Raw genomic sequence first — 25,974 nt, 5'->3', positions numbered from 1 at the left:
TTTGCGGGTTCTGCTGATCAAGACTTCTTCGCTGGGCGACGTGATTCACGCGTTGCCGGCACTGACCGACGCGGCCCGGGCCATTCCCGGCATTACGTTCGACTGGGTGGTGGAAGAAGGTTTCGCCGAGATCCCGACCTGGCACCCTGCCGTGGGCAAGGTTATTCCCGTGGCCATTCGCCGCTGGCGCAAGAATCTCTGGCAAACCATCAAGAGTGGCGAGTGGAAACGCTTCAAGCAAAACGTTCGCGCCACCCGATACGACCTGGTCATTGATGCGCAGGGCCTCCTCAAGAGTGCGTTGCTGACTCGCTATATCAAGGCGCCGGTGGCGGGACTGGATAAAAACTCGGCGCGTGAACCGATGGCTGCGCAATTCTATGATCGACGCCTGGCGGTTGCCCGCGGTCAGCACGCGGTGGAGCGCGTGCGTCAATTGTTCGCCATCGCGCTGGGTTACGACCTGCCCAAGGGGCTGGGCGATTACGGCCTGAACGTCGAACGGCTGGTGGAGTTACCGCGCAAGAACCCGTACGTGCTGTTCCTGCATGGCACGACCTGGGATACCAAGCACTGGCCCGAAGCCTACTGGCGCGAGCTCGCCGAGCGGGTTGGTTACCTGGGTGTCGGCGTCAAGCTGGCGTGGGGCAACCCGGCGGAAAAGGCACGTGCAGAGCGCATCGCCAAGGACATGCGCCACGTCGAAGTGCTGCCCAGACTGAATCTGGCGGGCGTCGGCAAGGTCCTGGCGGGTGCGCAAGCCTGCGTGGCGGTGGACACCGGCCTGGGCCACCTTGCCGCAGCGCTCGACGTGCCGACGCTGTCGCTGTTCGGTCCGACCAATCCGGGTCTGACCGGCGCCTATGGCAAGGCACAGATTCACATCGCCAGCGATTTCCCCTGTGCGCCGTGCCTGCAAAAAAAATGCACCTACCAACCGACGGCCGAAGATGCCCGTCGGTTTGACCTCAAGCGCGAGTGGCCGTTGTGCTTCACGCGTCTGAATCCCGAGCGTGTCGCGACCCGACTGAGCACGTTGCTACTGGCTGAGGAGCTGCGCTGATGCAATTGGCATTCGTCCTGTACAAGTATTTCCCCTTCGGCGGCTTGCAGCGTGACTTCATGCGCATTGCCCTGGAATGCCAGCAACGTGGCCACCAGATTCGCGTCTACACGCTGATTTGGGAAGGCGATATACCCCCGGGTTTTGAAGTGCTGGTGGCGCCGGTGAAGGCGTTCTTCAATCACCGGCGCAATGAAAAACTCAGTGAGTGGATGGCGGCCGACCTGGCCAAGCGCCCGGTGGATCGCCTGATTGGCTTCAACAAGATGCCCGGCCTGGACGTCTATTATGCCGCCGATGGCTGTTTCGAGGACAAGGCGCAGAACCTGCGCAACTCGCTCTACCGACGCTGGGGCCGCTACCGGCACTTCGCCGAATACGAGCGCGCCGTGTTCGCCAAGGATGCCAAGACCGAAGTGCTGATGATTTCCGAGGTCCAGCAGCCGCTGTTCATCAAGCACTACGACACACCGCTGGAGCGCTTTCATCTGCTGCCACCGGGCATTTCCCAGGACCGTCGCGCGCCGCCGAACGCCGCCGAAATCCGCGCCGATTTTCGCCGCGAATTCAGCCTGAAGGACGACGATCTGCTGATGGTGCAGATCGGCTCCGGGTTCAAGACCAAGGGCGTGGACCGCAGCCTCAAGGCGCTGGCCGCGTTGCCCGCTGATCTGAAGAAACGTACCCGGTTGTTTGTAATTGGCCAGGATGACCCCAAATTGTTCCAGATGCAGAGTGCCACGCTGGGGCTTGGCGATAACGTGACATTCCTCAAGGGGCGCAGTGATATCCCGCGTTTCCTGCTCGGCGCTGACCTGTTGATCCATCCGGCCTACAACGAAAACACCGGGACCGTCCTGCTCGAGGCACTGGTTGCCGGTTTGCCGGTGCTGGTCAGTGCGGTCTGCGGTTACGCCCATTACATTGCCGAGGCCGATGCAGGCCTTGTACTGGATGAGCCTTTCGATCAGGGGCAACTGACGCAGTATCTGACCCTGATGTTGAGCGACGCACCTGCACGGGCGGCCTGGCGCCGCAATGGTCTGGCCTTCGCGCAGACGGCCGACCTCTACAGCATGCCGCAGCATGCGGCCGATGTGATTCTGGCGGAGCACGCTTAATGAAGTTGATGCTGGCTGAACCGTTCAAAAGCCTTTGGGCCGGACGCGATCCATTCGCCGAAGTCGAAGGGCTTCAGGGCGAGGTGTACCGTGAGCTGGAAGCGCGGCGCACATTGCGTACTGAAGTGGACGGCAACGGGTTTTTCGTAAAGATTCACCGCGGCATTGGTTGGGGCGAGATTTTCAAGAATTTGCTGACCGCCAAGCTGCCGGTGCTCGGTGCCGGCCAGGAGTGGCAGGCCATTCAGCGCCTCCAGGAAGTTGGGGTGCCGACCATGACGGCTGTCGCCTACGGCGAGAAGGGCAGCAATCCGGCCGACCAGCATTCGTTCATTGTCACCGAGGAACTGGCGCCGACCATCAGTCTTGAGGACTTCAGCATCGACTGGGTCAAGCAGCCGCCAGAGCCAAGGCTCAAGCGCGCACTGATTGCCGAGGTCGCTCGTATGACCGGCATGATGCACCGCGCCGGGGTCAATCACCGCGATTGCTACATCTGCCACTTCCTGCTGCACACCGACAAACCGGTTACGCCTGAGGATTTCAAACTCTCTGTCATCGATTTGCACCGCGCCCAGACCCGCCCGGTAATTACCCAACGCTGGCGCAACAAGGATCTGGCGGCGCTGTATTTCTCGGCCCTGGACATCGGGCTGACCCGGCGTGACAAATTGCGGTTCCTCAAAGGCTATTTCCAGCAGCCGCTGCGCCAGATTCTGGCTGACGAAGCTGCATTGCTTTCCTGGCTCGACGGCAAGGCCAACAAACTCTACGAGCGCAAGCAACGATACGGGGATGCACTCTGATGTCGGGCTGGAAACTCGATCCTGCCTACAGCGATCTGGCCGAGGACTTCGGCACCCTTGAGGCGGTTTTCGCCCTCAAGGGGGAGCAGTTGACCCGCGACCCGTTGTCCGAAGTCGTCCGGGTCCAGCGCAATGGCATCAACTATTACGTCAAGCGCTACGTAGGCGCTGGCAAGGGCTTGCGTCGTTACCTCGGCAAGCCGCGGGTGAAGATGGAGTGGCAGAACCTCAAGCGTTTTGCGAAGTGGGGCATCCCAACGGCCGAAGTGGTTGCCTGGGGGCTTGAGCGGCGTGGTGCGGCCTATGATCGCGGGGCGATGATCACCTTGGAGCTGCCGCATACCGAAGACCTCAATGCCTTGGCCGAGCGCAACGATCCTAAACTGAAGGATCGCGCCTGGGTCGACCATATCAGTCGGCAATTGGCGGCCTACACCCGGACCATGCACGACAACCGCTTCACTCATAACGATCTTAAGTGGCGCAATCTGTTGGTCGATGATCAGGGGCAACTGTTTCTGATCGACTGCCCCAATGGTGATTTCTGGCGTGGTTTCTGGCTCAAATACCGGATTTCCAAGGACCTGGCGTGCCTCGACAAGGTTGCCAAGTACCATCTCTCGGCGACCCAGCGCCTGCGTTTTTACTTGCAATATCGTCAGCGTGCGCGGCTTAACGCGGCCGATAAAAAACGCATCCGGCATGTGGTGAGATTTTTTGAGGGACGCGAATGACTGATTTCCTGGCCGATGAAGACCGTGCGTTGCTGGAACGCCATGGGCTCGGCACCTTCGAAGCACTGTGGGCCAAGCAACTGGAAGCCGTGGATGAACCCAATACCGTGCGCGGTGGCTGGAGCAGTGTGTTCAGGCTGGATCTTGAAGGGCATGGTTTTTACCTCAAGCGCCAAAGCAACTATCAGATGCACACCCTCCATGCGCCTTTTGGCGAACCGAGTTTTGCCCGGGAATTTCGCAATATCAGCCGCTATGAAAAGCTCGGTATCCCGGCACTGAAGGCGGCGTTCTTCGGTGAGCGCAAGGTGGATGGCGATGTCCGAGCGGTACTGCTGACCCGCGCGCTGGACGGCTGGGATGACCTGGACTCACTGTTGCAGCGCTGGCAGGACCTGAGCCCGGCGCAGCACTCGGCCATCCTCAAGGCCTGCGGGCAGCTTGCCCGGCGATTGCACGGCGCACGTCAGGTGCATGGCTGCTTCTATCCCAAGCACATATTCCTCCAGGCCACGGGCGATGGTTACAGCGCTCAATTGATCGACCTGGAGAAAACCCGTCCATTGCTGTTCGGCCATCGCGACCGGGTCAAGGACCTGGAACCGTTGACCCGCCGGGCTCGGGAATGGAGCGAGGGGCACTTGCGCGAGTTGTTGGCGGCCTACCTGGACCAACCGCAGGACAGCTCGCTCATCGACAGTTGGTTGTCGCGCCTGACCGCGCGGCGCAGTTACAAGAGGGCGGGCTGATGCGCTTGTCGCAACTCCGAACGGCCGGTCGCCAACCGACGCTGCCGCTGAGTATTTCCCTGGCGGACGCGGCTGGCCAAGCCGATTTGCAATTGTTGAGCCTGTTGCGGGTACTGCCCGGGCAGCGATACGTCGGCGCCGGGATCTGGCGTGGCCGCCCGGTGTTGGCCAAATTGCTGGTCGGCAGCAAGGCGGCCCGGCATTTTCAGCGCGAGCGCGACGGCGTGCAGTTGCTGGCGGCTCAAGGGCTGGCCACGCCGCAATTGTTGGTCGATGGCCTGAAAGAGGGGGAGGGCGGCTGGCTGCTGTTCGATTTCCTCGAAGGCGCCGACAGCCTGGGCGACGCCTGGAAAGCGGTCGAGCACCTGACGCCACTGGCGGATGAGCAGACCGCCGTGCTGGCTGAGGCACTGGGTGCTATCGGGCAGATGCACCGCAAGGGGTTGTGGCAGGAAGACCTGCACCTGGACAACCTTCTGCGCCAGGGTGGACGGTTGTATCTGATCGATGGCGCCGGCATTCGCAGTGAAAGCCCTGGCCAGCCGTTGTCGCGGCAAAAGGTCCTGGAAAACCTCGGCGTATTTTTCGCGCAACTGCCCAAGTCGCTGGAGCCGTTCACTGAAGAGCTGCTGGTGTACTACCTCCTGAGCAATGGCGAACATGCGTTGCCGATGGAAGCCTTGCAGAAGCAGATCGACAAGGTGCGTAGCTGGCGTCTCAGGGACTTCCTGATCAAGGTTGGGCGTGAGTGCACCTTGTTCAGCGTGCAGCGTGGGGCATTCGGCTTGCGGGCGATTCGCCGCGAAGAGGAAGCGGCCATGCTGCCGGTACTCGAGCAGGCTGATGCGCTGCTCGATCAGGGCCATCTGTACAAGACCGGCGGCGCGGCGAGTGTGGGAAAAGTCGAGGCGGCCGGCCGGACGCTGGTCATCAAACGGTACAACATCAAGGGTTTTGCCCACTGGCTCAAGCGCTTCTGGCGCCCTAGTCGCGCGTGGCATTCCTGGCGCGAAGGCAATCGACTGGCGTTCCTGGGTATCGCCACGCCAAAACCCCTGGCAGTCCTGGAAAAGCGCTTCTTCTGGTTGCGCAGTCGGGCTTACCTGGTGACCGAGCACCTGCCGGGGCCGGACATCATCGAGCGATTTGCGCCTTACATCGAGAATGGCGAAGCGCCCGAGGCCGAACTGGCGGCGTTGGATCACCTGTTCGCCGAACTGATTCGCGAGCGGATCAGCCACGGTGATTTCAAGGGTCACAACCTGTTCTGGCAGCAGGATCGCTGGGCACTGATCGATCTCGATGCCATGTGTCAGCATACTTCGCGCAGCAGCTTTGCCCCCGCCTATGCGCGGGATCGGGCGCGGTTCATGCGTAACTGGCCTGAGCAGAGTGCGTTGTATCAGGTCATTGATCAGCGGCTGCCCAGGGACATCCCCGGCGCCAGCTGAAAACGCCAGGGCGAGCCTGATCGCGTTGGCTGCCTTCCGGGCTGTGAAGCTCGGAAGGCAGGTTGATGTGAACTCTCCTACAGGCGCCGTCGCCCTTCATGAACTGGGCGTCCCATGGTCACGATGCTAGCTTGCCGGATGTTCTCGGAGGGCAAGATTTGACTATCAAAATGGCTATCACGCTTGGCATCTGCTCGCTGGTGCTGTCGGGCTGCGGGACCGCACTTACGGTTATGCAAAATGAGGAGGATGCAGCGCGTGGCCTGAGGAAGCACAAGACCTACTGCCCGTCGATCCCGCGCATCTATAGCGGGCTGTCCTATGATTTCTGTGTCTTGAATGCGCCGCCAGAACCCGGCGGCTATCTCGCCTCGTTTGTGCTGCTGGATCTGGCGCTGTCCGGAGTAGGTGACACGGTCGTTCTGCCCTACACCATTTATCGGCAGGTGATCGATGGCAACATCGGCATCTACTGGCGAACCACACCCCGATGACGGGCCTCTGTATACCACTGACAACCCGGTGGGTCATTCCTGCCATCTTTTACGCTATAATCCCGCCCTTTAGCTGTCTCTCGCCCCTTGCGAGGGCACATCCATTTTGAGGCGCGTTGCGCCTGCATGCAGACTTAAGAGGCTAGACCCCTGTGGCATTGACGATTCTTGGCCTGTCCGGCGCCCTTAGCCATGATCCTTCCGCAGCCTTGTACATCGACGGCAAGCTGGTCGCGGCAGCTGAGGAAGAGCGCTTCGTACGCGATAAACATGCAAAGAACCGCATGCCCTACGAGTCGGCGAAATTCTGCCTTGAACAGGCCGGTATCAAGCCCTCCGACGTTGACGTGGTGGCAATCCCGTTCGCCCCGATCAGCCTGTTCGGCAAAGCTCGCTGGCACTACGCCAAGCGTTACTGGTATGCACCGGATCGTGCACTCGATGCGATCCTGATGGGCAACCGTCGCTATAAACGCTATCGCAACAAGATCGTCTGGTGCCTCGAGCAACTGGGTTTCGATCCGAAGAAAATCAAGATCGAGCCGGTTGAACATCACCTCGCTCACGCCTCCAGTGCTTACCACTGCTCCGGCTTCAAGGAGAAAACCGCGATCCTGGGGATCGACGGCAAGGGCGAGTACGCCACGACCTTCTTCGGATACGGCGAAAACGGCAAGATCCACAAGATCAAGGAATTCTTCGATCCGGACTCCCTCGGCGGTCTGTACGGCGCGATCACCGAGTTCCTCGGTTTTGAAATGCTCGACGGCGAATTCAAGGTCATGGGCATGGCGCCGTACGGCGATGCCAGCAAATACGATTTCTCGCGCCTGGCCTCCTTCGAAAACGGCGAGTTGGTGATCAACACCGACTACGCCAACGTCATCGGCCTGCGTCGCTATAAAGAGAAGGGCAAGGGGTTCTACTTCTCGCCGAAATTGATCGAGTGGCTGGGTCCCAAGCGCGAAGGCGACATCGCCGACGAGCCTTACATCCACTACGCTGCGAGCATGCAGGCACTGTTCGAAAAACTCGCGCTGCAGATGATCGATCACTACCTGGGCGACGTGCTCAAGGAGACCGGCAAGCTGGCCTTCGCCGGTGGCTGTGCGTTGAACGTCAAGCTGAACCAGAAAATCATTGCTCGCCCTGACGTCAAGGAACTGTTCGTCCAGCCAGCGTCCGGCGATGCCGGCACCGCGGTCGGCGCGGCCGCCTACGTGTCGCACGCCCGTGGCGTGCCGGTCGAGAAGATGGAGCACGTCTACCTCGGCCCGTCGTACAGCAATGAAGACGTGATTGCCGCGTGCGCCCGTCATGCCGACAAGCCGAAATGGCGCAAGCTCGACAACATGCCTGCGCAGATTGCCAAGATCATGGTAGACGGCAACCCCGTGGCCTGGTTCCAGGGTCGCATGGAGTTCGGTCCGCGCGCGTTGGGCGGACGTTCCATCATCGGTTGCCCGAGCGTGGCGGGTGTGGCTGACCGTATCAACCACCAGATCAAGTTCCGCGAGCGCTGGAGGCCTTTCTGCCCGTCGATGCTCGACACCGTTGCCCCGCAGATGATCAAGGTCGATCACCCGGCGCCGTTCATGACCTTCACCTTCGAAGTGGCTGAAGAGTGGAAAACCCGAGTGCCGGAAGTCGTTCACGAAGACGGCACTTCCCGCGCCCAGGTGCTCAAGCGCGAGTACAACCCGCGCTACTACGACATGATGAAGGCGCTGGAAGACCTGACCGGCAACGGCGTGTCGCTGAACACCTCGCTCAACCGCCGTGGTGAGCCCATGATCTGCTCGCCGACGGATGCCCTGAACATGTTCTTCGGTTCCGACCTACAGTATCTGATCATGGAGGACATTCTCGTGGTCAAAGAGGGTGCGGACGCCTATGACACGCTCGGCTGAACGCCATGTGCTGCAGTTCTGCCACGGCTATGACGGTCCGTTCCTGGACTGCGCCCGGCAGTATGCCAGCCTGTTCGCGGGGACCGGTTATCGAGTCACCACGGTGTTTCTCACCGGGGTGGCCGATGCACAAGTCGCCGCGAGCTGCGCGTCGGACGAAGTGTTATTCATGGAGTACAGCTCCAGGGCCATTCGTGGCCTGAAGCTGGGCGCCATCTGCGATCTGCGCAAGATCGCCGCTTCGCGCAACTTCAGTTTCTGCATCGCACACCGATTCAAGCCGATCTACATTGCCCTGCTGGGCACATCGTTGTCAGTCATTGGCGTTCATCACGCGTTTGATGACTATGAGCGCCCTGGCCGTCGGTTCTTCGCGAATTTCTTCCGCAAACGCCTGAGCCTGCTCGGGGTTTCCGATGCCGTACGCGACGACATCCGCCGTTGCCTGCCGAAATGGCCGGCGGCACGGATCCAGACGCTCTACAACCGCATCAACGTACAAGATCTCCAAGACGATCACGTCTCCGTCCGCGAGGCTCGGGAAACCCTCGGTCTGTCGATGGATGCGTGGATTATCGGCAACGTGGGGCGACTGCATCCGGACAAGGATCAGACCACGCTGCTGCACGGTTTTGCGGCGGCATTGCCGGGATTGCCGGCCAACAGTCAGTTGGTGATTCTGGGGATCGGGCGACTGGAGCAGGAGCTCAAGGCCATGGCCCGTGAGCTGGGGATCGGTGATCGTGTGCTGTTCCTTGGCCAGGTGCCCGAAGCCCGGCGTTTTTTCCGGGCCTTCGATGTGTTTGCCCTGACCTCCGATCACGAACCGTTTGGCATGGTGTTGCTCGAAGCCATGGCGGCAGGCCTGCCGTTGCTGGCCACCGCTTGCGGCGGCGCCAGGGAGGTGGTCGAAGGCGTCGGCATTCTGTTCCCGTTGGGTGATACCGAACGTCTGGCCCAGGGGCTGCAACACCTGGCTGCGATGGATGACCAGCAGCGGCGCCAGTGCGCCGAACTGATGCTGGAGCGCCTGCGAGAGCGATTCTCCGACCGCGCGGTGCGAGATGCATTCTGGCATCTGCCCAATGTTACGGAACTGGCGGCGAGGGGTTGATGCTCAACCGATTTCAAGGATGGCGCGAGCGTGGTTGGTCGGTGGTCGATGCCCCGACCTACGAGCAGGCCTGGCAACGATACGGCGGCAGTGTTGCGACCCACCCCCTGGTGGTCGAGCGTCTGGCCGGGTTGGCCAACATCCCCGTACGTTATCTGGCGTGGGCGCCAAACGGCGATGTGCAGGCGGCCATCGCCACTTGGGGCCGCGATCTTGCCCTGTCCAAAGACGTGCTCAAGCGTAACGGCAAGAAAGGGCTGTTCGACCTCGGCAATGCCGAAATCATCCTGCCTGCTGCCGTTGATAGCCAGGCACCACTGCGCCATCGCGCCCGTTATCTGTCTGCGCTGAATGAAGGTCGCTTCAGCGGTATCAAGCTGCAGGCCGAACAGTTGGCCATGGCGCGCACGCCTGAAGAACTGTCCAAGAAGTTTCGCTACAACCAGCGGCGCGAGTTACGTTTGCTGGAGGAGGCGGGTGGTGTGGTGCGTCCGGTCAGCGAGTTTTCCAGCGCCGAGCTGGCTGCCATCTACTGTGATCTGTTCCTGCGCCGCTGGGGATTCCCGGCGACTGGCGCTGAGCGCATGGCCGAGGTGGTCGAGTTATTGCGTGAGCTGCTGATCGGCTCGGTGATTTTCCTTAACGATGCACCCATTGCCATTCAATTGGTGTATCGCGTTGAAGCGCCGCAATGGATCAGTGTCGAGTACATCAACGGCGGCGTCGACCCGCAGACCCGTGAGTTCAGCCCCGGTAGCGTCTTGAGCTTCCTCAATACCCAGAGTGCCTGGGAGCACGCTCGGGCGCTGGACAAGCCTCTGCGCTTTTCCTTTGGTCGTGCGGACCGTGAATACAAGGACCGCTGGTGTAATCCTGTGCCGGTCTTTACCGTATGAGTGCGCCCATGAGTCGCAAACAACAACTGCTCAAGCTTCACCGGCGCAACAAACGCATCGGCCTGCTGATTGCCCTGGTGCTGCTGATTGCAATCGGTGTGCTGGTGGCCTGGTGGCTACCGCTGGTGCTGGCGATAGTGAGCTGGATCGCACACGAGGCCTGGTTTGCCGACCATCTGTTCTACTCGCCCAGGGACGATTACGCCTACAGCTTCCCGCCTTACACGCCGCAACCCAGGGTTCACCTGGACGGTGAGCGTCTGCGCCTGGATGATGGAGTCATGCTGGTCGATGACGCGACCCTGATCCTGGCAGTGCAAATCAAAAGCAGCTGGCTGGGGCGCTTTTTCGACCCGGCCGTGGAGTTGTCCGGTGGCGATCACGCCGATTGGCAGACGTTCGAGCGGGGTGCGAATGGGCTGCGCTACCTCAACCTGAGTGGTCAGGCGCAGGTGCTGTCCCGGGGTGACCTGCGCCTGCGCGGGCGCTTTTGCCGGGTGTCTGGCGAGCCGGTGCTCTGGGCCTTCGAACAACCGGACTACCGTCGTCACCGGGTGATGGTCATCGCCCCTCATGCCGATGACGCCGAACTGGCGGCTTATGGTTTGTACAGCCAGGCCGACGAAGCCTGGATCGTGACCCTGACCGCAGGCGAAATCGAAGCACAACATTATCAACAGATGGGCCTGGATCCGGTTGAAGCCGCGCGGCTCAAGGGGCGACTGCGCGCCTGGGACAGCATCGCCGTGCCGCGCTGGGCGGGTGTACCCCAGGAACATTGCGTACAGCTGGGCTATTTCTGCCTGCAACTGGCGGCCATGCGAGATGCCCCGTCGCAGCCGATGGGGTCGCGCGAAGCACAGATGCACGACACCCGGTTGTTCCGTCAGTTGAACCCCTTCGCTCTGCCGGGCGATGCCGATGGCGCACCGACGTGGAACAATCTCGTGGCCGACCTGCGCGAGTTGCTGTTGCGGGCACGGCCGGAAGTGATCGTGCTGCCACACCCGACACTCGATCCGCACCCTGATCACATTTGTGCTCAGCAGGCGGTGCTCGAGGCCCTGCACGGCCTGCAATGGCAGCCGACGACATTGCTCGGTTATGCCAACCACCTGCACGACAATGACCGTTGGCCCATGGGAGATACCGGTCACGGCATCGCATTGCCGCCGGTGTTCGATTCGGCGATCGTGATGCAGCCTTATTGCCTGCCAGTGCCCGTTCCACTTCAGCGTGATAAAGCCATGGCGCTGGCAATGATGCACGACCTGCAGCCACGCATGCCGTTCAAGCGCCGCCTGAGGCGGTTGATACAGCGATTACTGGCCAGTAGAGTGCCGCCCACCTATGGAGAGAATGAGTTCTTTCGCAAGGCGGTCCGGCGCCACGAGCTGCTCTGGCTTCTGAAGCATGGCGAGCCATCCGGGCCCCAGAATTGAACTACAACCCTGCCTGTAAAAGGCAGTGTTCCCAGTATTTACAGTGAGTTTTCCGTGATCAATCCATGCCCGCGTATTTTGTTCCTGATGCCCTATTTCGGGCGCTGGCCTTTCTGGATGCCGTTTTTCCTGGAGAGCTGCCGACGCAATCCTGATATCGACTGGCTGTTCTTCAGTGACTGCGGGGTTCCTGACAACCTGCCGCCCAACGTCACCATCGAGTGCATGACATTCAGCGATTACTGCGGCCTGGTGTCCCAGCGCCTGGAAATCGATTTTGCACCGACCCAGGCCTACAAGTTGTGTGACATCCGCCCGGCGTTTGGGCTGATCCATGCCGATCGCCTGGAAGGTTATGATTTCTGGGCATTTGGCGATATCGACCTGGTGTACGGCGATCTGCGCAGTTACTTCACGGCGGATCGGCTCGCTTCCTATGACCTGTATTCGACCCACGAGCGGCGAGTGGCGGGGCATCTGTGCCTGATCCGAAATTCCGAGCGAAAACGTCAGTTGTTCAGGCAGATCGAGGATTGGCAGGCGCGATTTACTGACCAGAAGCACCACGCCCTGGACGAAGGTGCTTTCAGCCGGATTTTCCTCTGGCGCAAGAATTTCCCGGAACCCTTGTTCAAGTTGGTGGGCAAGTTCAACCCGTGGCGCCGCCGAAGCGAGTTCACCGAGGCTTTCAGTACGCCGGGCGGTTGCATCAAGTGGCACGACGGGACGGAAAACTTCCCGCACCGGTGGTTCTGGCGTAACGGCACGTTGACCAACGATCGCGATGGCGAGCGTCAGTTTCCGTACTTCCATTTCGTCTGCTGGAAGCGCAACGAATGGCCGCAGTTACCAGAACCGGATCCGGCAGAGATCAAGCGCCTGGCCGCCGAACCTGCCTGGATAATCGACGAAACCGGCTTTCACCGGGGCGCGTTATGAGTCAACGGTTGAAAGTGCTGCAGTTGCAGCCTGACTACAACGTCAAAGCCCATGATTTCGCCGACCTGGCCGAACAGATCGTCAAGGCTTTGCCGGGCGATCGCTATGAAGTGACCGCGGCCTTCCTGCGGGGCAAGCCCGGACCGGGTGAGGCGGTGAGTCGTGCTGCACACTCGGTGTACTTCGAGTTTTCCGACAAGTCGCTCAAGGGCATGCGCATACGTGCCATGTGGCGGCTGTACCAGTTTTGCCGCAAAGAAAAATTCGATGTGGTGATCTGCAACCGTTTCAAGCCGGTGAACATGATGCTGGCGCTCAACCGCTGGCTGAAGGTGCCGCTGTGCATCGGCATCTCCCACGGTTTTGGCGAGTACGACCGGTTTTACCGGCGTCGCCAGACCCAGCGCCTGATCGATCATCACTGGCGTTTCGTCGGAGTGTCGCCGGCAGTCAAGCAGTACCTGTTGGACTGCGACTGCGGTTTCACTGACCAGAACACCTGGGCCATTACCAATGCGATCGACATCGACCAGGCTGAAGGTTTGCAGCACAGCCGCGAGCGTGCCCGGGAAATGCTCGGCATCGATCCTTCGGTACGCTTGATCGGTGCGCTGGGTCGGCTGGTGCCGGTCAAAGGGCACACCTACCTTTTACAAGCGTTCGCGGCACTCAAGGACAAATACCCCGACACCCAGCTGGCGATCATTGGCGCAGGTCGCGAAGAGTCGCGCCTGGCGGCCGAGATCGAGCGTCTGGGGCTGACCGGACGTGCGCATTTGCTGGGTTTCAAGGAAAACGCCCTGCAGTATGTTCGCGCCTTCGATATCTGGACAATGCCCTCGCTGGCCGAGGGGCTCGGGTTGGCGCTGCTCGAAGGTATGAGCGGGCACCTTCCGGTCATCGCCTCGAACGTGCCCGCGATGCTGCCCCTGATCCAGGGGGCGGGCGGTCTGGCAATCACCCCCAAAGATGTGCCGAGCCTGGTCGCAGCACTGGATAGCTATCTCGCATTGTCAGATGACGATCTCAGGGCCAAAGGTGAGCAGGCCTATCGCTATCTTCAGGAGCAACACGATATCGAGGTGTTCCGCCAGGAATACCTGAATCTGATCGACACTGGCTTGAGCCAGGCCCGCAAGGAGCAGTCATGAACGACGCACAACCCATCGTCACGGTCATCATCGCGTCGTACAACCACGGGCGTTACATCGAGGACAGCATTCTCAGTGTGCTGAATCAGACCTACCCCAATATCGAGCTGCTGGTGGTCGATGATGGCTCCAGTGATGACAGCGTCGAGCGGATCAACGCCTTGCAGGCGCTACACGGTTTCGATTTCCGTGTGCAACAGAATCAGGGGCTGACCAATACCCTTAACGGCGCCATTGCGCGGGCAAAGGGTAGTCTGATCGTGCCCTTCGGTTCCGATGACATCATGTTGCCCGAGCGCATCGCCATCCAGGTGGCGCATATGGACGGCAAACCGGAGGTCGGCATTTGCGCCGGGAATATCGAGCTGATGGACGCTGAAGGGGTCGCGTACCCGGAATCACGTCAGCGCCGCGATGTGCCGTTTCGTCGTCTGGACTTCGATGACATGTTCCTCGAACGCAAGCCTTATCCGCCGGCGCCGACCCTCATGATCCGTCGCGAGGCCCTGGAGAAAGTCGGTGGCTTCGATCCGACGATTCGCCTGGAGGATTTGCTGATCGAACTGAAAGTGACCCATGCCGGGTATTTTATCGATGGTTTGAACGTGCTGATGGCGCGCTATCGCAAACACGCCACAAACTCCTACAAGAACCACCGCTTCATGATCGACAATATCCTGCGCACCTACGCTCTGTTCAGCGATCACCCGATGTACGAGTTCGTGCGTTACCGCTTCCTGAGTTCGATGTTCCTGAAAACGGCCAATCGCGACCGCACGCTGGCGCGCGAATTGCTGGCGCAGATTCCGTTCAGGGCGTGGAACAAGAAGACCTGGCGTGGGCTGGGGCGCTTGTACTTTTCACCGCTTGAGAAGGATTAAGCCCGCACCGGCAGGTGCGAGCCTTCATCCTGCGGCTGTCTCATCGGGCGGATGAGGCAGTCGCAAGCACCTGTTTATGCAGGGTGTCCACCGCCGACGGCGAGGCTGTCACGGCATACCCTTGCAGCAGCGCCTGCAAATGCTCTTCGAACAGCCAGCGTCGATCGACGGTGTAGCGCTGCATATGGCGCAGGTTGCGCTGGCGCAGCGACAGGCTCAGTGATGACGGGAAGATGCGCAGGTCGGCGACGTCGATCAGGCCGAATTCTCCATCCTCCAGAACCAGCACGTTACCCAGGTGCAGCGAGCGGAAGTACACCCCTTGCTCGTGGAGTTGCGCCATGAACTTGCCAAAGCGCTCCACCAGCGCCTGACGCACTTCCGGTGCTGTGATTCCTTGGAGTACCTGGCGCAGGGTGTGACCCGGCAGGGGCGTGTAATGCACGGCACTGCTGCCATCCTCCAGGCGATAAAGCTCCAGAATCCGTGGCGTCGGGAAGCCCATGTTGCGCAGCCGCTCGCTGTTGACAGCAAAGCGTTCGGAATAGGCATTGAAGCTGCCCGAGGTGTACCAGCGACGCGGCCGGAACAACTTCAGGAAACTGCCATCGACCAGGCGCAGCACTTTTGGCCCCAAGCCATCTTCTTCGATAATCCGGGCGTCGGCGCTCATCGCTTCCAGGGCTGGCTGGGTCAGGCGCTTCACGGACATCGTCAGCAGGCGCCCCGCACGCTGGTTGATGCTCAAGGCGGCAATCAGTGCCAAGGGTATCCATAGCAGAAACCAATGCTCCTTGGGCCGGGAAAGAATTCCGCCGCCTTCGGTGAGGCCGCCGCCGATACCGAACACCAACCAGGTCGACGCGATGATGAGCAGTGGTTGCAAGCGTTGGCGCCAACTGCTCAGCAATGCCCAGGCTTGAATGAACAACCAGGGGATGAGTCCGATGATACCGACGTAGTACAGCACGCCGAGGGCGAAGTTGTGCGGCTCTGCCAGCGTATATCCCACGCCGACATCGACCTCCAGGCTGGCATCGTAGCCATGGCCAAGCCATGGCCGTTCGGCGATTTTGTGCAGGACGAACTGCCAGATTTCGAAACGGTAGGAATTGCCTCGATCAAGGATCATGCTCGAGAAAAGCACCAGCACTGCCGCACCCCCGACGCCCATGAGACCCAGCAGCAGGATCGAGCGACGGTTCCAGCAGATGAAGCTCAGCCACAATGCCGCCAGCGTCAGGCCGACCAAGGGGGTACGGGAGCCGGTCGCGATGACCGCCGCGAACATGACTGCCATGGCGGGGATACTCAGCCAGAGTATCTGTGGGCGTCTACACGTCATGCTCAAGCTGAGCCAGTAGGCGCAGAAGAAGGCGAACAGGTGCGAGCTCAACAGCGGGTTATCGAACGCACCTCCGCCAATCATGCGCAAACCCGGTGCGTAAATCCCGACAAACGCGTACAGGTAGCAGATTGTCGCGACCAGCGCGACGATCGCGGCACTGAACAGCAGCGGTTGGATGACTTCGCTGCGATGGCGAATCAACAGGTAGCAGCCTGCAAACAACATCAGCAAATGCAGGGGCGGCTTGAGTTTGCCGGAGAACCCGTCATCGCCAGGGCTCCAGGCAAGGCTGATCAACGCCCAGGCGGCAAACAGCAACACCGCGATAAAGATCGGATCGCGCAGCAGTTCCCTTAGCTCGCGCGGACGCATGCACAACGCAATCAATGTCGGGATGCTGAACAACCCGTAGTAGAGCTTGTGAAGCAGGCTGCGATCCGGCAAGAAAAACATCGAGCACAAAAGCAGAAAATAGCCCGCAGGAAGAATCCAGAGGCAGATGAAGTCGAAGACTCGATTGGGGGTACTGCTCAAACCACTGAGTTGCATGTTGGAAAATTCAATCCTGAAGTTGATCGGCCAATCCGATGGTGGCCTTATGATACTGTTTGCGTCGTCTAACAATAACAGCCTTTATGCGATTGCCAGAACCCTGAGGAAGCTGTGCTAAAGTCAGCGTCCTTTTTATCGACATTCGCGTGATATGACCGACTCCAGTCTCTCCGCAAGCCCTTCGAGCTTGAAAATCTATTTCCGCCTGCTGGGTTACGTCCGGCCCTACATCAGCCTGTTCCTGATCAGCATCGTCGGTTTTCTGATTTTCGCCTCGACGCAGCCAATGCTCGGGTACATCCTCAAGTATTTCGTCGATGGCCTGTCCAATCCCGAGGCGGTGCTGTTTCCCAGCGTGCCTTACCTGCGCGACCTTCAACTGCTGCAAGCCGTGCCGTTGCTGATCATCCTGATCGCCGCCTGGCAGGGGTTGGGATCTTATCTGGGCAACTACTTCCTGGCCAAGGTTTCGCTTGGGTTGGTGCACGACCTGCGTGTGCAGTTGTTCAATAACCTGTTGGTGCTGCCGAACCGATATTTCGACAAGCATAACTCGGGTCACCTGATTTCCCGCATCACCTTTAACGTAACAATGGTTACAGGGGCGGCAACAGATGCGATCAAGGTCGTAATCCGTGAGGGTATGACGGTTATCTTCCTGTTTGCCTCGTTGCTGTACATGAACTGGAAGTTGACCCTGGTGATGGTCGCGATCCTGCCACTGATTGCGTTCATGGTGGGCAACGCGAGCAAGAAATTCCGCAAGCAGAGCAAGAAGATCCAGGCCGCCATGGGCGATGTCACGCACGTGGCGTCGGAAACCATCCAGGGTTATCGCGTCGTGCGCAGTTTCGGCGGGGAAGTCTACGAAGAGAAACGCTTCCTCAATGCGAGCCAGGGCAATACCGACAAGCAACTGCGCATGACCCGCACCGGTGCCATTTATACGCCGCTGCTGCAGTTGGTGATTTATAGCGCGATGGCGGTGCTGATGTTCCTGGTCCTGTACCTGCGGGGCGATGCTTCCGCCGGTGACATGGTGGCCTATATCACCCTGGCCGGCCTGCTACCCAAACCGATCCGCCAGTTGTCGGAAGTCAGTTCGACCATTCAGAAAGGCGTCGCCGGTGCCGAAAGTATCTTCGAGCAACTGGACGTTGAACCGGAAATCGATACCGGGACCATTGAACGTGATGCCGTTACCGGTCGTCTGGATGTTCGTCATCTGAGCTTCACGTACCCGGGCACCGAGCGCCAGGTGCTCGACGACATCAGTTTTTCCGTCGAGCCAGGGCAAATGGTCGCGCTGGTGGGGCGCTCGGGCAGTGGCAAGTCGACCCTGGCCAACCTGATCCCGCGCTTCTATCACCATGACAAGGGCGAGATACTGATCGATGGTGTCGAGGTCGAGCAGTACAAGTTGCTCAACCTGCGCAGACACATTGCCCAGGTGACCCAGCATGTCACCCTGTTCAGCGACACGGTGGCCAACAATATCGCCTATGGCGATCTGGCTGGCGCCCCCCGTGAAGACATCGAAAAGGCTGCGAAAGATGCCTATGCCATGGACTTCATCGCACAATTGCCCCAAGGCCTGGACACCCAGGTCGGTGAGAACGGCGTATTGCTGTCTGGCGGCCAGCGCCAGCGTCTGGCGATCGCCCGGGCATTGCTGAAGAATGCACCGCTGCTGATTCTCGACGAGGCCACTTCGGCCCTGGACACCGAATCGGAGCGACACATCCAGGCTGCTCTGGATCAGGTCATGAAGGGACGAACGACGCTGGTTATCGCTCACCGTTTGTCGACTATCGAGAAAGCCGATCTGATCCTGGTCATGGACCAGGGGCAGATCGTCGAGCGGGGTACGCACACCGAGCTGCTGGCTCAGAATGGTTACTACGCCCGCTTGAATGCCATGGGGCTCGATGCCCCGGTAGAAAACATCGCGTGAGCCTTGCGCGGTCAATCATGTAGGTCAGTGACCACAAAGATCGCAGCCTGGGGTCATCAACCCTGAACAGGCTGCGATCTTTCATTTTTGCTCCTCGGAGGCGTGCCATGCGCCGGCCCCGCACCAACCCTGTGCTAATATCCCGCCCTTGTTCATTTTGTATGTGGAATGCTCCATGAAGTTGTCCATGCCGCGATTCGATCTAGCCCCAGTATTGGTGGTCGGCGATGTCATGCTCGACCGCTACTGGCATGGCGGGACCTCACGGATCTCCCCTGAGGCACCGGTTCCGGTGGTCAAGGTCGAGCAAATCGAGGATCGCCCGGGCGGCGCTGCGAACGTTGCCTTGAACATTGCCGCGCTGGGCGCACCCGCCTCGCTGGTCGGTGTGACTGGCGACGACGAAGCCGCCGACAGCCTGGCCAATAGCCTCAAGGGTGCTGGCGTGCGAGCGATGTTCCAGCGTATTGCGCATCAGCCGACCATTGTCAAACTGCGGGTCATGAGCCGTCACCAGCAATTGCTGCGCATCGACTTCGAAGAACCGTTCGCGACCGACGCCCTGGCGCTGGGCGACCAGGTCGGCGAATTGCTGGAAGGCATCAAAGTGCTGGTGCTGTCCGACTACGGCAAAGGCGCGCTTAAAAATCACCAGGTGCTCATCCAGGCCGCTCGTGCCCGTGGCATCCCGGTGCTGGCCGACCCGAAGGGCAAGGATTTCTCGATCTACCGTGGCGCCAGCCTGATTACCCCCAACCTCAGCGAATTCGAAGCGATCGTCGGCCGTTGCGTCGATGAGCACGACTTGGTGAATAAAGGCGCTCAGTTGATGCATGACCTCGAGCTGGGTGCTCTGCTCGTGACCCGGGGCGAACATGGCATGACCCTGTTGCGCCCGGATCATCCGGCGCTGCACCTGCCGGCGCGCGCGCGGGAAGTGTTCGACGTGACAGGTGCCGGCGATACGGTGATCTCCACTTTGGCGGCGGCGATTGCGGCCGGTGAAGAACTGCCCCACGCGGTGGCGTTGGCCAACCTGGCGGCAGGCATCGTCGTCGGCAAGCTCGGTACGGCGGCCATCAGTGCTCCGGAACTGCGTCGGGCCATTCAGCGTGAGGAAGGTTCCGAGCGCGGTGTGCTCGGCCTCGAGCAACTGCGACTGGCGGTTGACGACGCTCGCGCTCACAAGGAGAAGATCGTCTTTACCAACGGTTGCTTCGATATCCTGCATGCGGGGCACGTGACCTACCTTGAGCAGGCACGGGCACAGGGTGATCGCCTGATCGTTGCCGTAAACGACGATGCGTCGGTCAGTCGCCTGAAAGGTCCGGGGCGGCCGATCAATAGCGTCGACCGGCGCATGGCGGTGCTGGCGGGGCTCGGTGCGGTAGACTGGGTGATCAGCTTTTCTGAGGGTACTCCGGAAAATCTGCTGCGCGAGGTCAAGCCGGACGTGCTGGTCAAGGGCGGCGATTACGGCATCGACCAGGTGGTCGGCGCGGACATCGTGACGGCCTATGGGGGAGCGGTAAAGGTACTGGGGTTGGTGGAAAACAGCTCGACAACGGCGATTGTCGAGAAGATCCGCAGCCGTTGAACAAGATTAAAAGTTCCCGTTCCTGTCTGAGCATGAGCGGGTTTAATTGTGGGGGCTGACCGCACCGATGAAGTCCGCGGGGAATGTCTCAATGCTTTTGCTTGCTTTTTTTCAGTGGTAAAAGATTGATGAAAGTCATGCTTCTGGTGATGGACGAGCAGCGCGTCATTCTGGATCGCCTGTATGAAATCGTGCAGCAGAACTGCGACGAGTGCGTGATCTATCGCCTGAGCAAAAAACAGCAAATGAACCTGGGGCCGTTTCTCGCGTCTGTCAATTATCAGACGTTTGACCGGGTTGTCATCTTCTCCAGGGTCAAGCGCCTGGTCCCACAACTCAGGGTGTTGAAGTGCATTCCCGGCCTGATATTTCTTGAGCACGATGCTTATCAGAACTACATGCCCGAGAGTAAATATCAAAGGGTTTACTCGCGCCTGTACAGCCGTCTGCCCAGTTCGCGTGCGCTGGTGTCCGGCGCGGTAGTGGCGCGTCGGATGCAGTCGGAGAATATTGATGCCGTGTTCGTTTCAAAGGGATATGACGAACAGATGTTGCATAACACGGGAAGTGTGCGGGATATCCCCGCAGGCTTCCTGGGCAGCCTGAAAAGTACCGAGTATTCCCAGCGCAAGGCACTGCTTGAAGTACTCGCCCGGCGCACCGGCATGTTGGTGACCCGCACCAAGTCGGGTGCTGAATACCTGGAAATGCTCAATCGCATCAGGATCTTCGTGAGTGCCGACATCGGCATGAACGAATTCATGATCAAGAACTTCGAAGCGATGGCTTGCGGGTGTGTTCTGCTGGCATGGAGCCAGGGCGAAGAAGACCAATTGCTCGGCTTTGAGGATATGCACAACACGGTGTTCTACCGCTCCGAAGAGGAAGCGGTGGAAAAACTCAGGTTGCTGCAAAGTGACCCGGAACTGACGGCGCGGATTGCCAGTAACGGACAGGCATTTGCCGAAAGCCGGTATTCCTTCGCTCGGGTGGGCCGTACGCTCGCGACCGAAATCCAGCGTGAAATGCGCCCTTGGCAGCCTCCGTCGGCATTCACGCGTTTATGGGTCAAGGTGCGTTACGGTATGCAGGTCCCGTTGCAGTGATGGCCGACAGCCAACCGCCACACGATGACCACATGGCGCTGGATGCTCTGCCCGGTGGGCACCAGTCCATTCCCGATGGGTTGCCTCAGGCGCTCCAGGAGTGTCTGCGCAAAGCGGCTCGGGTGGTGCTATTGGCCAACAATCCCGCCATCAGCCAGGACGATTTCCAGGCATTGGACATCGGCGCTGACGATGTCGTCGTCAGCTTCAACAAATGTGTCCTGGCGACGCTGCTTACGCCACGCAGCGTCAATCTGTTCGTACACGGGTTCAACGCACCGGACGCCTATTTTTTCGGCCTTCCTTATGGGCCAGGGGTGCAACGAATCCTGGATCACCCTGATGCGCGTTGTTTCACCCTGCTGGTCGGGTGCACGGGGCAGATGTGCCCATTGCCTGGGGTGGCCCTCTTTTGGGAGCGGATTCCGTTGCCGGCCTTGTGGAACTACCCCGTCGATCGTCCGGACGGCAAGCGTTACGTCGGACCGACCACTGGCTTCAATGTGCTGGTATTGCTGGATTGGTTGCGCGCCCAGGCGGGTTACGACTTTCAACTCGTGACCCTGGGCTTTTCCAATGAGGCGGGCAAACGTTGGGGCGGGCATGCCTGGGATTATGAGCGCGACTGGTTGCAGCGGTCGGATGTGACGGCGATACCGCTGCGGCCTCGCCGGTGGTGGCGGAAACTGTTCAGTCGAAGGTGACTGCGGGACGATTGCCTGCCGGGTAACAAGATCAAATTTTAAGGGGTGCTGTCGAGTGTTGAATATTGCAGTGGCTTTTTTTGGTATCCCTAGAAATTCGCAGGTCTGCTTTCCTTCCATTCAAGAAAACGTCCTTTCGCGGCTGCCTTCGAACAGCAATGTGAAGTGTTTTTACCATCTGTATGAAATCAACGAAGTGCAGAACTCGCGCTCGGGCGAACAGGGAGAGTTGAAGGCCGACAACTACGAGCCCTTCAAGTCCATGACCGGACAACTGACTTCAACCGATGGCGTGCTTGAGCGCTGGGATTTCGAAAAAGTGAAAGCGCTGGGCGATACCTGGGCGGATGATTATGCCTCGCTTCGCAACCTGATCTTCCAACTCAATTCGCTGCACACGGTCACGACGATGATGGAGTCCTTCAAACCGGATTTCGTGGTCTTCGTGAGACCGGATATCTGCTTTCACACCGCACTGCCCACGTACGTGTTCGAGCGCGAGCAAGCCCGGCGGCGTAATTGCTACATTCCTGACTGGCAATGGTGGGGCGGGGTCAATGATCGGTTTGCGATTTGTGGGCGTGACACTTACGCCGCTTACGGCAAAAGGATCGAGAAAATTTTTGAGTTCACTCAGGTGACGGGCAGGAAACTGCACTCCGAGCGCCTGCTCAAGTTCGCTTTGCAGCAGGCCGGGGCCAGGATTTGCACCCTGGACACCCAAGCCTCGCGGGTGCGTATCACCGGAGCATTTGCCGAAGAGTCGTTCTCGCCCAAGCGCGGCATGGGCAAGCGCGAGAATCGCTACTTTCATTTCTTTGCGCGACTGCGCACCTGGATGGACAAGCGGCGCAGCTGATCCGGTCCGGGGTGTGGGTGTTTACTTGCGCAGACCTGCGCGCATCAGACGAACCAGCCCCAGGGCCTTGACGCTCAGCTTCTTCAAGCCCTGTCGGGGTGCCTTCGGTATTTGCAGTCCCTGTTGAACCACCCATTCTTTCCAGCGAATCCGCTCTTCGCTCACGGTCCAGCCTTGCTGGATGGCAAAGCTTTCGGCGAGGTACAGGCCGCGAGTGCTGGCGGGTATGAGCTTGTCGCGCTTGAGCGTGTACAGCTCGGCCAGCGGCCGGCCATCCTTGAGGGGCATCAGGTACAGGTCCGGACGTTTGCGATCCAGGCGTGCCACCAATTGGTCGCCTTCGAGCCGCTCGTCGACATGAAACAGGCTCAGGGACTTGGCCTCACGGGGCACTTCCAAGCGCAGGTCATAGATCAACTGCAGCGAGGCGGTCGGCAGATGCACATAGGCCTGTGGCCGTTCGATCAGTGGCAGGTTGGCGCAACGCACCGGCCGCGCCGCTCCGGATAGTGGCGTCAGGCGAAAAGGCAGTGCCTCGCGGTAGTGCAATGCAGACGAGTAGGGCGCTGGTAGCCAGGTGTCATTGAATCGTCCACCGAGCCAACCTTCCGGGGTTTCCAGCAGGCATTCCTCGGCAATCTCCTGGATAGCGGTGTGCAGCGGCAGGTTCAGTTCGTGGGCGGGGACGTAACCGGAAATCAGCTTGAGGACCACATCCCCGCGGTCCTGCCGCCGCTGGCGCACCAGCACCCAGTAATCACGATTCTGCCAATGCAGAGTCAGCCGCACCGAGACCCCGAGGTTGGCCAGTTCCAGGGCGAACCGCTCGCTGTCGGCCACCGTCACCGGGCGGCGCCGATGCAGGGTCTGGGAAAAATTGAGCGGCATGCCGACGCTCTGGTAACTCAAGCCTTCGGGGGACGCTTGCACGAATAGCGGCAGGGTCTTGAAGTTGCTCGGGTTCTTTCTTATGAGCGTACGCGGCATGTCGGCTCCTGCTAAAGGCCGCGAGGCGGCATCATTTTTTGCCCAGAACCTGGGCAACGGTCGCGACGTTGTGGGCAAGGTGCAACGGGTTGATGGTCCCGACAATAGCACTGGCTACACCCGGATGTGCAAACAGCAACTCGAAACTGGCGCGCACCGGGTCCACGCCCGGGCTCAAGCAGACGTGGCCGCTGGCGAGGGCTTTTTTGACCAGGATGGCTTTGCCGTGAGCAGCAGCATAGTCAATGACCGCTTTCTCGTGCTGCTCGTTCAGATTGTAGGTGACCATTGCACAATCACCTTGCTTCAGCGCCTTCAAACCGCCGTCGACAGTTTTGCCGGAAAAACCAAAACCGCGAATCTTGCCTTCGGCCTTGAGTGTGGCAAGGGTGGCATAGACCTCGCTGTCGTTGAGAATTGCCAGATCGTTGCCGTCGGAGTGCACCAGCACCAGGTCGATGAAATCCGTTTCCAGACGTTGCAGGCTGCGCTCCACCGAGAGCCGGGTATGTGCCGCGCTGAAATCGTGACGTGACTGACCGTCGGCGAACTCCTCGCCGACCTTGCTGACGATGACCCAGTCCTGACGCTGGCCCCGCAACAGAGGGCCGAGGCGCTCTTCGCTGTGGCCGTAGGCCGGCGCCGTGTCGATCAGGTTGATACCCAGGTCACGCGTCAGCTTGAGCAGCCGGCGTGCGTCCTCATCGTCGGGAATCTGGAAGCCATTGGGGTATTTGACGCCCTGGTCACGGCCCAGTTTGACCGTGCCCAGGCCCAATGGGGAAACCAGCAGGCCGGTGCTGCCCAGGGGGCGATGCAGACTGTGCAGTGTGGGTACGCTCATGGCAGCAATTGCTCCCAGGCCGGGACGCCCATCGGCGGTTTCGGCAGTTCTGGCAATGGCCCCGGGTGGCTGGGCTGGATGCCGTCACGTTGCAGAGCGCTGATGACGCGGTCGGCGAAGTCCGGCGCCAGCGCCAGTTTGGTCGGCCAGCCCACCAGCAGCCGGCCTTCTTCTGCGAGGAACGCGTTGTCCGGGCGGGTCAGCCCCGATTGCAACGGCTCGGCACGATCCACCCGCAGGGTCGCCCATTGCACCGTGCTCAGGTCGATCCAGGGCAGCAACTGCGCGAGCTCTTTCTGCGCGGTCGCGATCTGCTCCGTCGGCTCGCGGGCGACGCCCTCGGCTTCGGCGATGTCACCGCCCATATACCAGACCCATTGGCCATCGGCGGCCGGGTGGGTGGTGACGGTGATGCGGGGCTTGGTGCCGCCGCCCAGGCAGTGGGCGTACAGCGGTTTCAGGCCCGGGCCCTTGGCGATGATCATGTGCAGAGGTCGGCGCTGCATGGCCGGCTGGCTCAGGCCCAGGCTCTGGAGCAATGCTGCCGTGCCCGCACCGGCACTGAGGACGATGCGCTGGGCGCGGACCTCGCGCCCGTCGACCTTCAGGCCGACTAGCTCGCCGTCCGCGAGTAGCGGTTCGATATGCTGGCCGGCGAGCAGGCCGTCGCCGGCGAGGTCGGCCAGGCGCCGGACCAGGCTGGGTACGTCGACCACCAGTTCGGCCAGGCGATAGACCTTGCCCTTGAAACGCTTGTCCTGCAGGGCCGGTGGCAGTTGCTCACCCTTGACCTGATCGACACGGCCACGCACGGCTTTGCTGGCGAAGAAACTGGTGAGGTTGCCGGCGAGGGTGCCCGGCGACCAGAGGTAGTGCGCTTCGGACAACAGGCGCACGCCGGACAGGTCCAGCTCGCCTTCACCGGCCAGCGCTTCGCGCCAGCGGCGCGGCATGTCGGCGATGGCTTCCGAGGCGCCGGTCAGCGCACCGTGAAGCGCGTACTTGGCTCCGCCGTGGATGATCCCCTGGGATTTGACACTCTGCCCGCCGCCGAGACTGGCGCTTTCCACGAGCACGGTCGAGAACCCCTGGCGGCGCAGGCGTGCATTCAGCCAGAGGCCGGCGACACCAGCGCCGACAATCAGAACGTCGGTGGAAATAACGGATGGCATGCAGCGACCTCAGGGTTTTCCAGGAAGCTGCAAGTTTCAAGCTTCAAGCTTCAAGCTGCAAGCAAGAGGCGCAGATATCCCTCATGTAGCTTGCCGCTTG

General features: G+C 60.3%; 23 protein-coding genes. 19 read left to right on the top strand and 4 right to left on the bottom strand.

Features of this window, described 5'->3' with window-relative positions; all coding sequences use genetic code 11:
• Position 1 precedes the first annotated feature (1 nt).
• From waaC to AB4N64_RS22620, 14 genes are all read left to right on the top strand, one after another.
• On the top strand, positions 2 to 1,063 hold the full coding sequence (waaC, locus tag AB4N64_RS22685) for a lipopolysaccharide heptosyltransferase I (RefSeq protein WP_460118706.1): 1,062 nt from the start codon (positions 2 to 4) through the stop codon (positions 1,061 to 1,063).
• The gene (locus AB4N64_RS22680) at positions 1,063 to 2,184 is read left to right on the top strand and encodes a glycosyltransferase family 4 protein (RefSeq protein ID WP_460118704.1); all 1,122 of its coding nucleotides are present in this window, start codon (positions 1,063 to 1,065) and stop codon (positions 2,182 to 2,184) included. The genes waaC and AB4N64_RS22680 overlap by 1 nt, the downstream gene beginning before the upstream one ends.
• Positions 2,184 to 2,990: a lipopolysaccharide core heptose(I) kinase RfaP gene (rfaP, locus tag AB4N64_RS22675; protein ID WP_460118702.1), complete on the top strand. Its 807-nt coding sequence runs from the start codon at positions 2,184 to 2,186 to the stop codon at positions 2,988 to 2,990. Before AB4N64_RS22680 ends, rfaP begins: the two co-directional genes overlap by 1 nt.
• A complete protein-coding gene (locus AB4N64_RS22670; protein WP_460118700.1) occupies positions 2,990 to 3,724 on the top strand; it encodes a lipopolysaccharide kinase InaA family protein in 735 nt (244 codons plus the stop codon). Before rfaP ends, AB4N64_RS22670 begins: the two co-directional genes overlap by 1 nt.
• Positions 3,721 to 4,473 carry a lipopolysaccharide kinase InaA family protein gene (locus AB4N64_RS22665; protein WP_460118698.1) on the top strand — a complete coding sequence of 251 codons (753 nt, stop codon included), beginning with the start codon at positions 3,721 to 3,723 and terminating at the stop codon, positions 4,471 to 4,473. Before AB4N64_RS22670 ends, AB4N64_RS22665 begins: the two co-directional genes overlap by 4 nt.
• Positions 4,473 to 5,924 (top strand): lipopolysaccharide kinase InaA family protein, encoded by a 1,452-nt coding sequence (locus AB4N64_RS22660; protein WP_460118696.1) that lies wholly within the window; start codon positions 4,473 to 4,475, stop codon positions 5,922 to 5,924. The genes AB4N64_RS22665 and AB4N64_RS22660 overlap by 1 nt, the downstream gene beginning before the upstream one ends.
• A 158-nt stretch (positions 5,925 to 6,082) precedes the next feature.
• A complete protein-coding gene (locus AB4N64_RS22655) occupies positions 6,083 to 6,418 on the top strand; it encodes a YceK/YidQ family lipoprotein (RefSeq protein WP_460118694.1) in 336 nt (111 codons plus the stop codon).
• Positions 6,419 to 6,570: 152 nt separating this feature from the next.
• On the top strand, positions 6,571 to 8,328 hold the full coding sequence (locus AB4N64_RS22650) for a carbamoyltransferase family protein (protein WP_460118692.1): 1,758 nt from the start codon (positions 6,571 to 6,573) through the stop codon (positions 8,326 to 8,328).
• Positions 8,312 to 9,442 (top strand): glycosyltransferase, encoded by a 1,131-nt coding sequence (locus tag AB4N64_RS22645; RefSeq protein ID WP_460118690.1) that lies wholly within the window; start codon positions 8,312 to 8,314, stop codon positions 9,440 to 9,442. The genes AB4N64_RS22650 and AB4N64_RS22645 overlap by 17 nt, the downstream gene beginning before the upstream one ends.
• On the top strand, positions 9,442 to 10,338 hold the full coding sequence (locus AB4N64_RS22640; protein WP_460118688.1) for an antimicrobial resistance protein Mig-14: 897 nt from the start codon (positions 9,442 to 9,444) through the stop codon (positions 10,336 to 10,338). The genes AB4N64_RS22645 and AB4N64_RS22640 overlap by 1 nt, the downstream gene beginning before the upstream one ends.
• An 8-nt stretch (positions 10,339 to 10,346) precedes the next feature.
• Positions 10,347 to 11,780, top strand: a complete 1,434-nt coding sequence (locus AB4N64_RS22635; protein ID WP_460118686.1) for a PIG-L deacetylase family protein — start codon at positions 10,347 to 10,349, stop codon at positions 11,778 to 11,780.
• A gap of 54 nt (positions 11,781 to 11,834) precedes the next feature.
• Positions 11,835 to 12,719: a DUF6625 family protein gene (locus tag AB4N64_RS22630; RefSeq protein ID WP_460118684.1), complete on the top strand. Its 885-nt coding sequence runs from the start codon at positions 11,835 to 11,837 to the stop codon at positions 12,717 to 12,719.
• A complete protein-coding gene (locus AB4N64_RS22625; RefSeq protein ID WP_460118682.1) occupies positions 12,716 to 13,870 on the top strand; it encodes a glycosyltransferase family 4 protein in 1,155 nt (384 codons plus the stop codon). Before AB4N64_RS22630 ends, AB4N64_RS22625 begins: the two co-directional genes overlap by 4 nt.
• A complete protein-coding gene (locus AB4N64_RS22620; RefSeq protein ID WP_460118680.1) occupies positions 13,867 to 14,751 on the top strand; it encodes a glycosyltransferase in 885 nt (294 codons plus the stop codon). Before AB4N64_RS22625 ends, AB4N64_RS22620 begins: the two co-directional genes overlap by 4 nt.
• 40 nt (positions 14,752 to 14,791) lie before the next feature.
• Here the strand turns inward: AB4N64_RS22620 and AB4N64_RS22615 are convergent, their stop codons facing one another.
• A complete protein-coding gene (locus AB4N64_RS22615; RefSeq protein ID WP_460118678.1) occupies positions 14,792 to 16,648 on the bottom strand; it encodes an O-antigen ligase family protein in 1,857 nt (618 codons plus the stop codon).
• Between the two features lie 154 nt (positions 16,649 to 16,802).
• Here AB4N64_RS22615 and msbA point away from each other — a divergent pair, with 154 nt between their 5' ends.
• The 5 genes from msbA (at position 16,803) to AB4N64_RS22590 (ending at position 22,871) form a co-directional block, all read left to right on the top strand.
• On the top strand, positions 16,803 to 18,605 hold the full coding sequence (gene msbA, locus AB4N64_RS22610) for a lipid A export permease/ATP-binding protein MsbA (RefSeq protein ID WP_460118676.1): 1,803 nt from the start codon (positions 16,803 to 16,805) through the stop codon (positions 18,603 to 18,605).
• Between the two features lie 175 nt (positions 18,606 to 18,780).
• Positions 18,781 to 20,202, top strand: a complete 1,422-nt coding sequence (gene hldE, locus AB4N64_RS22605) for a bifunctional D-glycero-beta-D-manno-heptose-7-phosphate kinase/D-glycero-beta-D-manno-heptose 1-phosphate adenylyltransferase HldE (RefSeq protein WP_460118674.1) — start codon at positions 18,781 to 18,783, stop codon at positions 20,200 to 20,202.
• 128 nt (positions 20,203 to 20,330) lie between these two features.
• Positions 20,331 to 21,308 (top strand): glycosyltransferase, encoded by a 978-nt coding sequence (locus AB4N64_RS22600; protein ID WP_460118672.1) that lies wholly within the window; start codon positions 20,331 to 20,333, stop codon positions 21,306 to 21,308.
• Positions 21,308 to 22,012 (top strand): hypothetical protein, encoded by a 705-nt coding sequence (locus tag AB4N64_RS22595; protein ID WP_460118670.1) that lies wholly within the window; start codon positions 21,308 to 21,310, stop codon positions 22,010 to 22,012. Before AB4N64_RS22600 ends, AB4N64_RS22595 begins: the two co-directional genes overlap by 1 nt.
• A 55-nt stretch (positions 22,013 to 22,067) precedes the next feature.
• On the top strand, positions 22,068 to 22,871 hold the full coding sequence (locus AB4N64_RS22590) for a hypothetical protein (protein ID WP_460118668.1): 804 nt from the start codon (positions 22,068 to 22,070) through the stop codon (positions 22,869 to 22,871).
• 21 nt (positions 22,872 to 22,892) lie between these two features.
• Here AB4N64_RS22590 and AB4N64_RS22585 read toward each other — a convergent pair whose 3' ends face one another.
• The 3 genes from AB4N64_RS22585 to AB4N64_RS22575 are packed head-to-tail and all read right to left on the bottom strand — an operon-like array spanning position 22,893 to position 25,874.
• A complete protein-coding gene (locus tag AB4N64_RS22585) occupies positions 22,893 to 23,858 on the bottom strand; it encodes a metal ABC transporter ATPase (RefSeq protein WP_460118666.1) in 966 nt (321 codons plus the stop codon).
• A 31-nt stretch (positions 23,859 to 23,889) separates the two neighbouring features.
• Positions 23,890 to 24,702: an aldo/keto reductase gene (locus tag AB4N64_RS22580; RefSeq protein WP_460118664.1), complete on the bottom strand. Its 813-nt coding sequence runs from the start codon at positions 24,700 to 24,702 to the stop codon at positions 23,890 to 23,892.
• A complete protein-coding gene (locus AB4N64_RS22575) occupies positions 24,699 to 25,874 on the bottom strand; it encodes an NAD(P)/FAD-dependent oxidoreductase (RefSeq protein WP_460118662.1) in 1,176 nt (391 codons plus the stop codon). The genes AB4N64_RS22580 and AB4N64_RS22575 overlap by 4 nt, the downstream gene beginning before the upstream one ends.
• Positions 25,875 to 25,974: the final 100 nt, after the last annotated feature.

It is taken from the genome of Pseudomonas sp. S2_C03, assembly GCF_054668405.1.
Note: the sequence above shows the minus strand (reverse complement) of the source record. Positions and strands in the feature narration are given on the sequence as shown.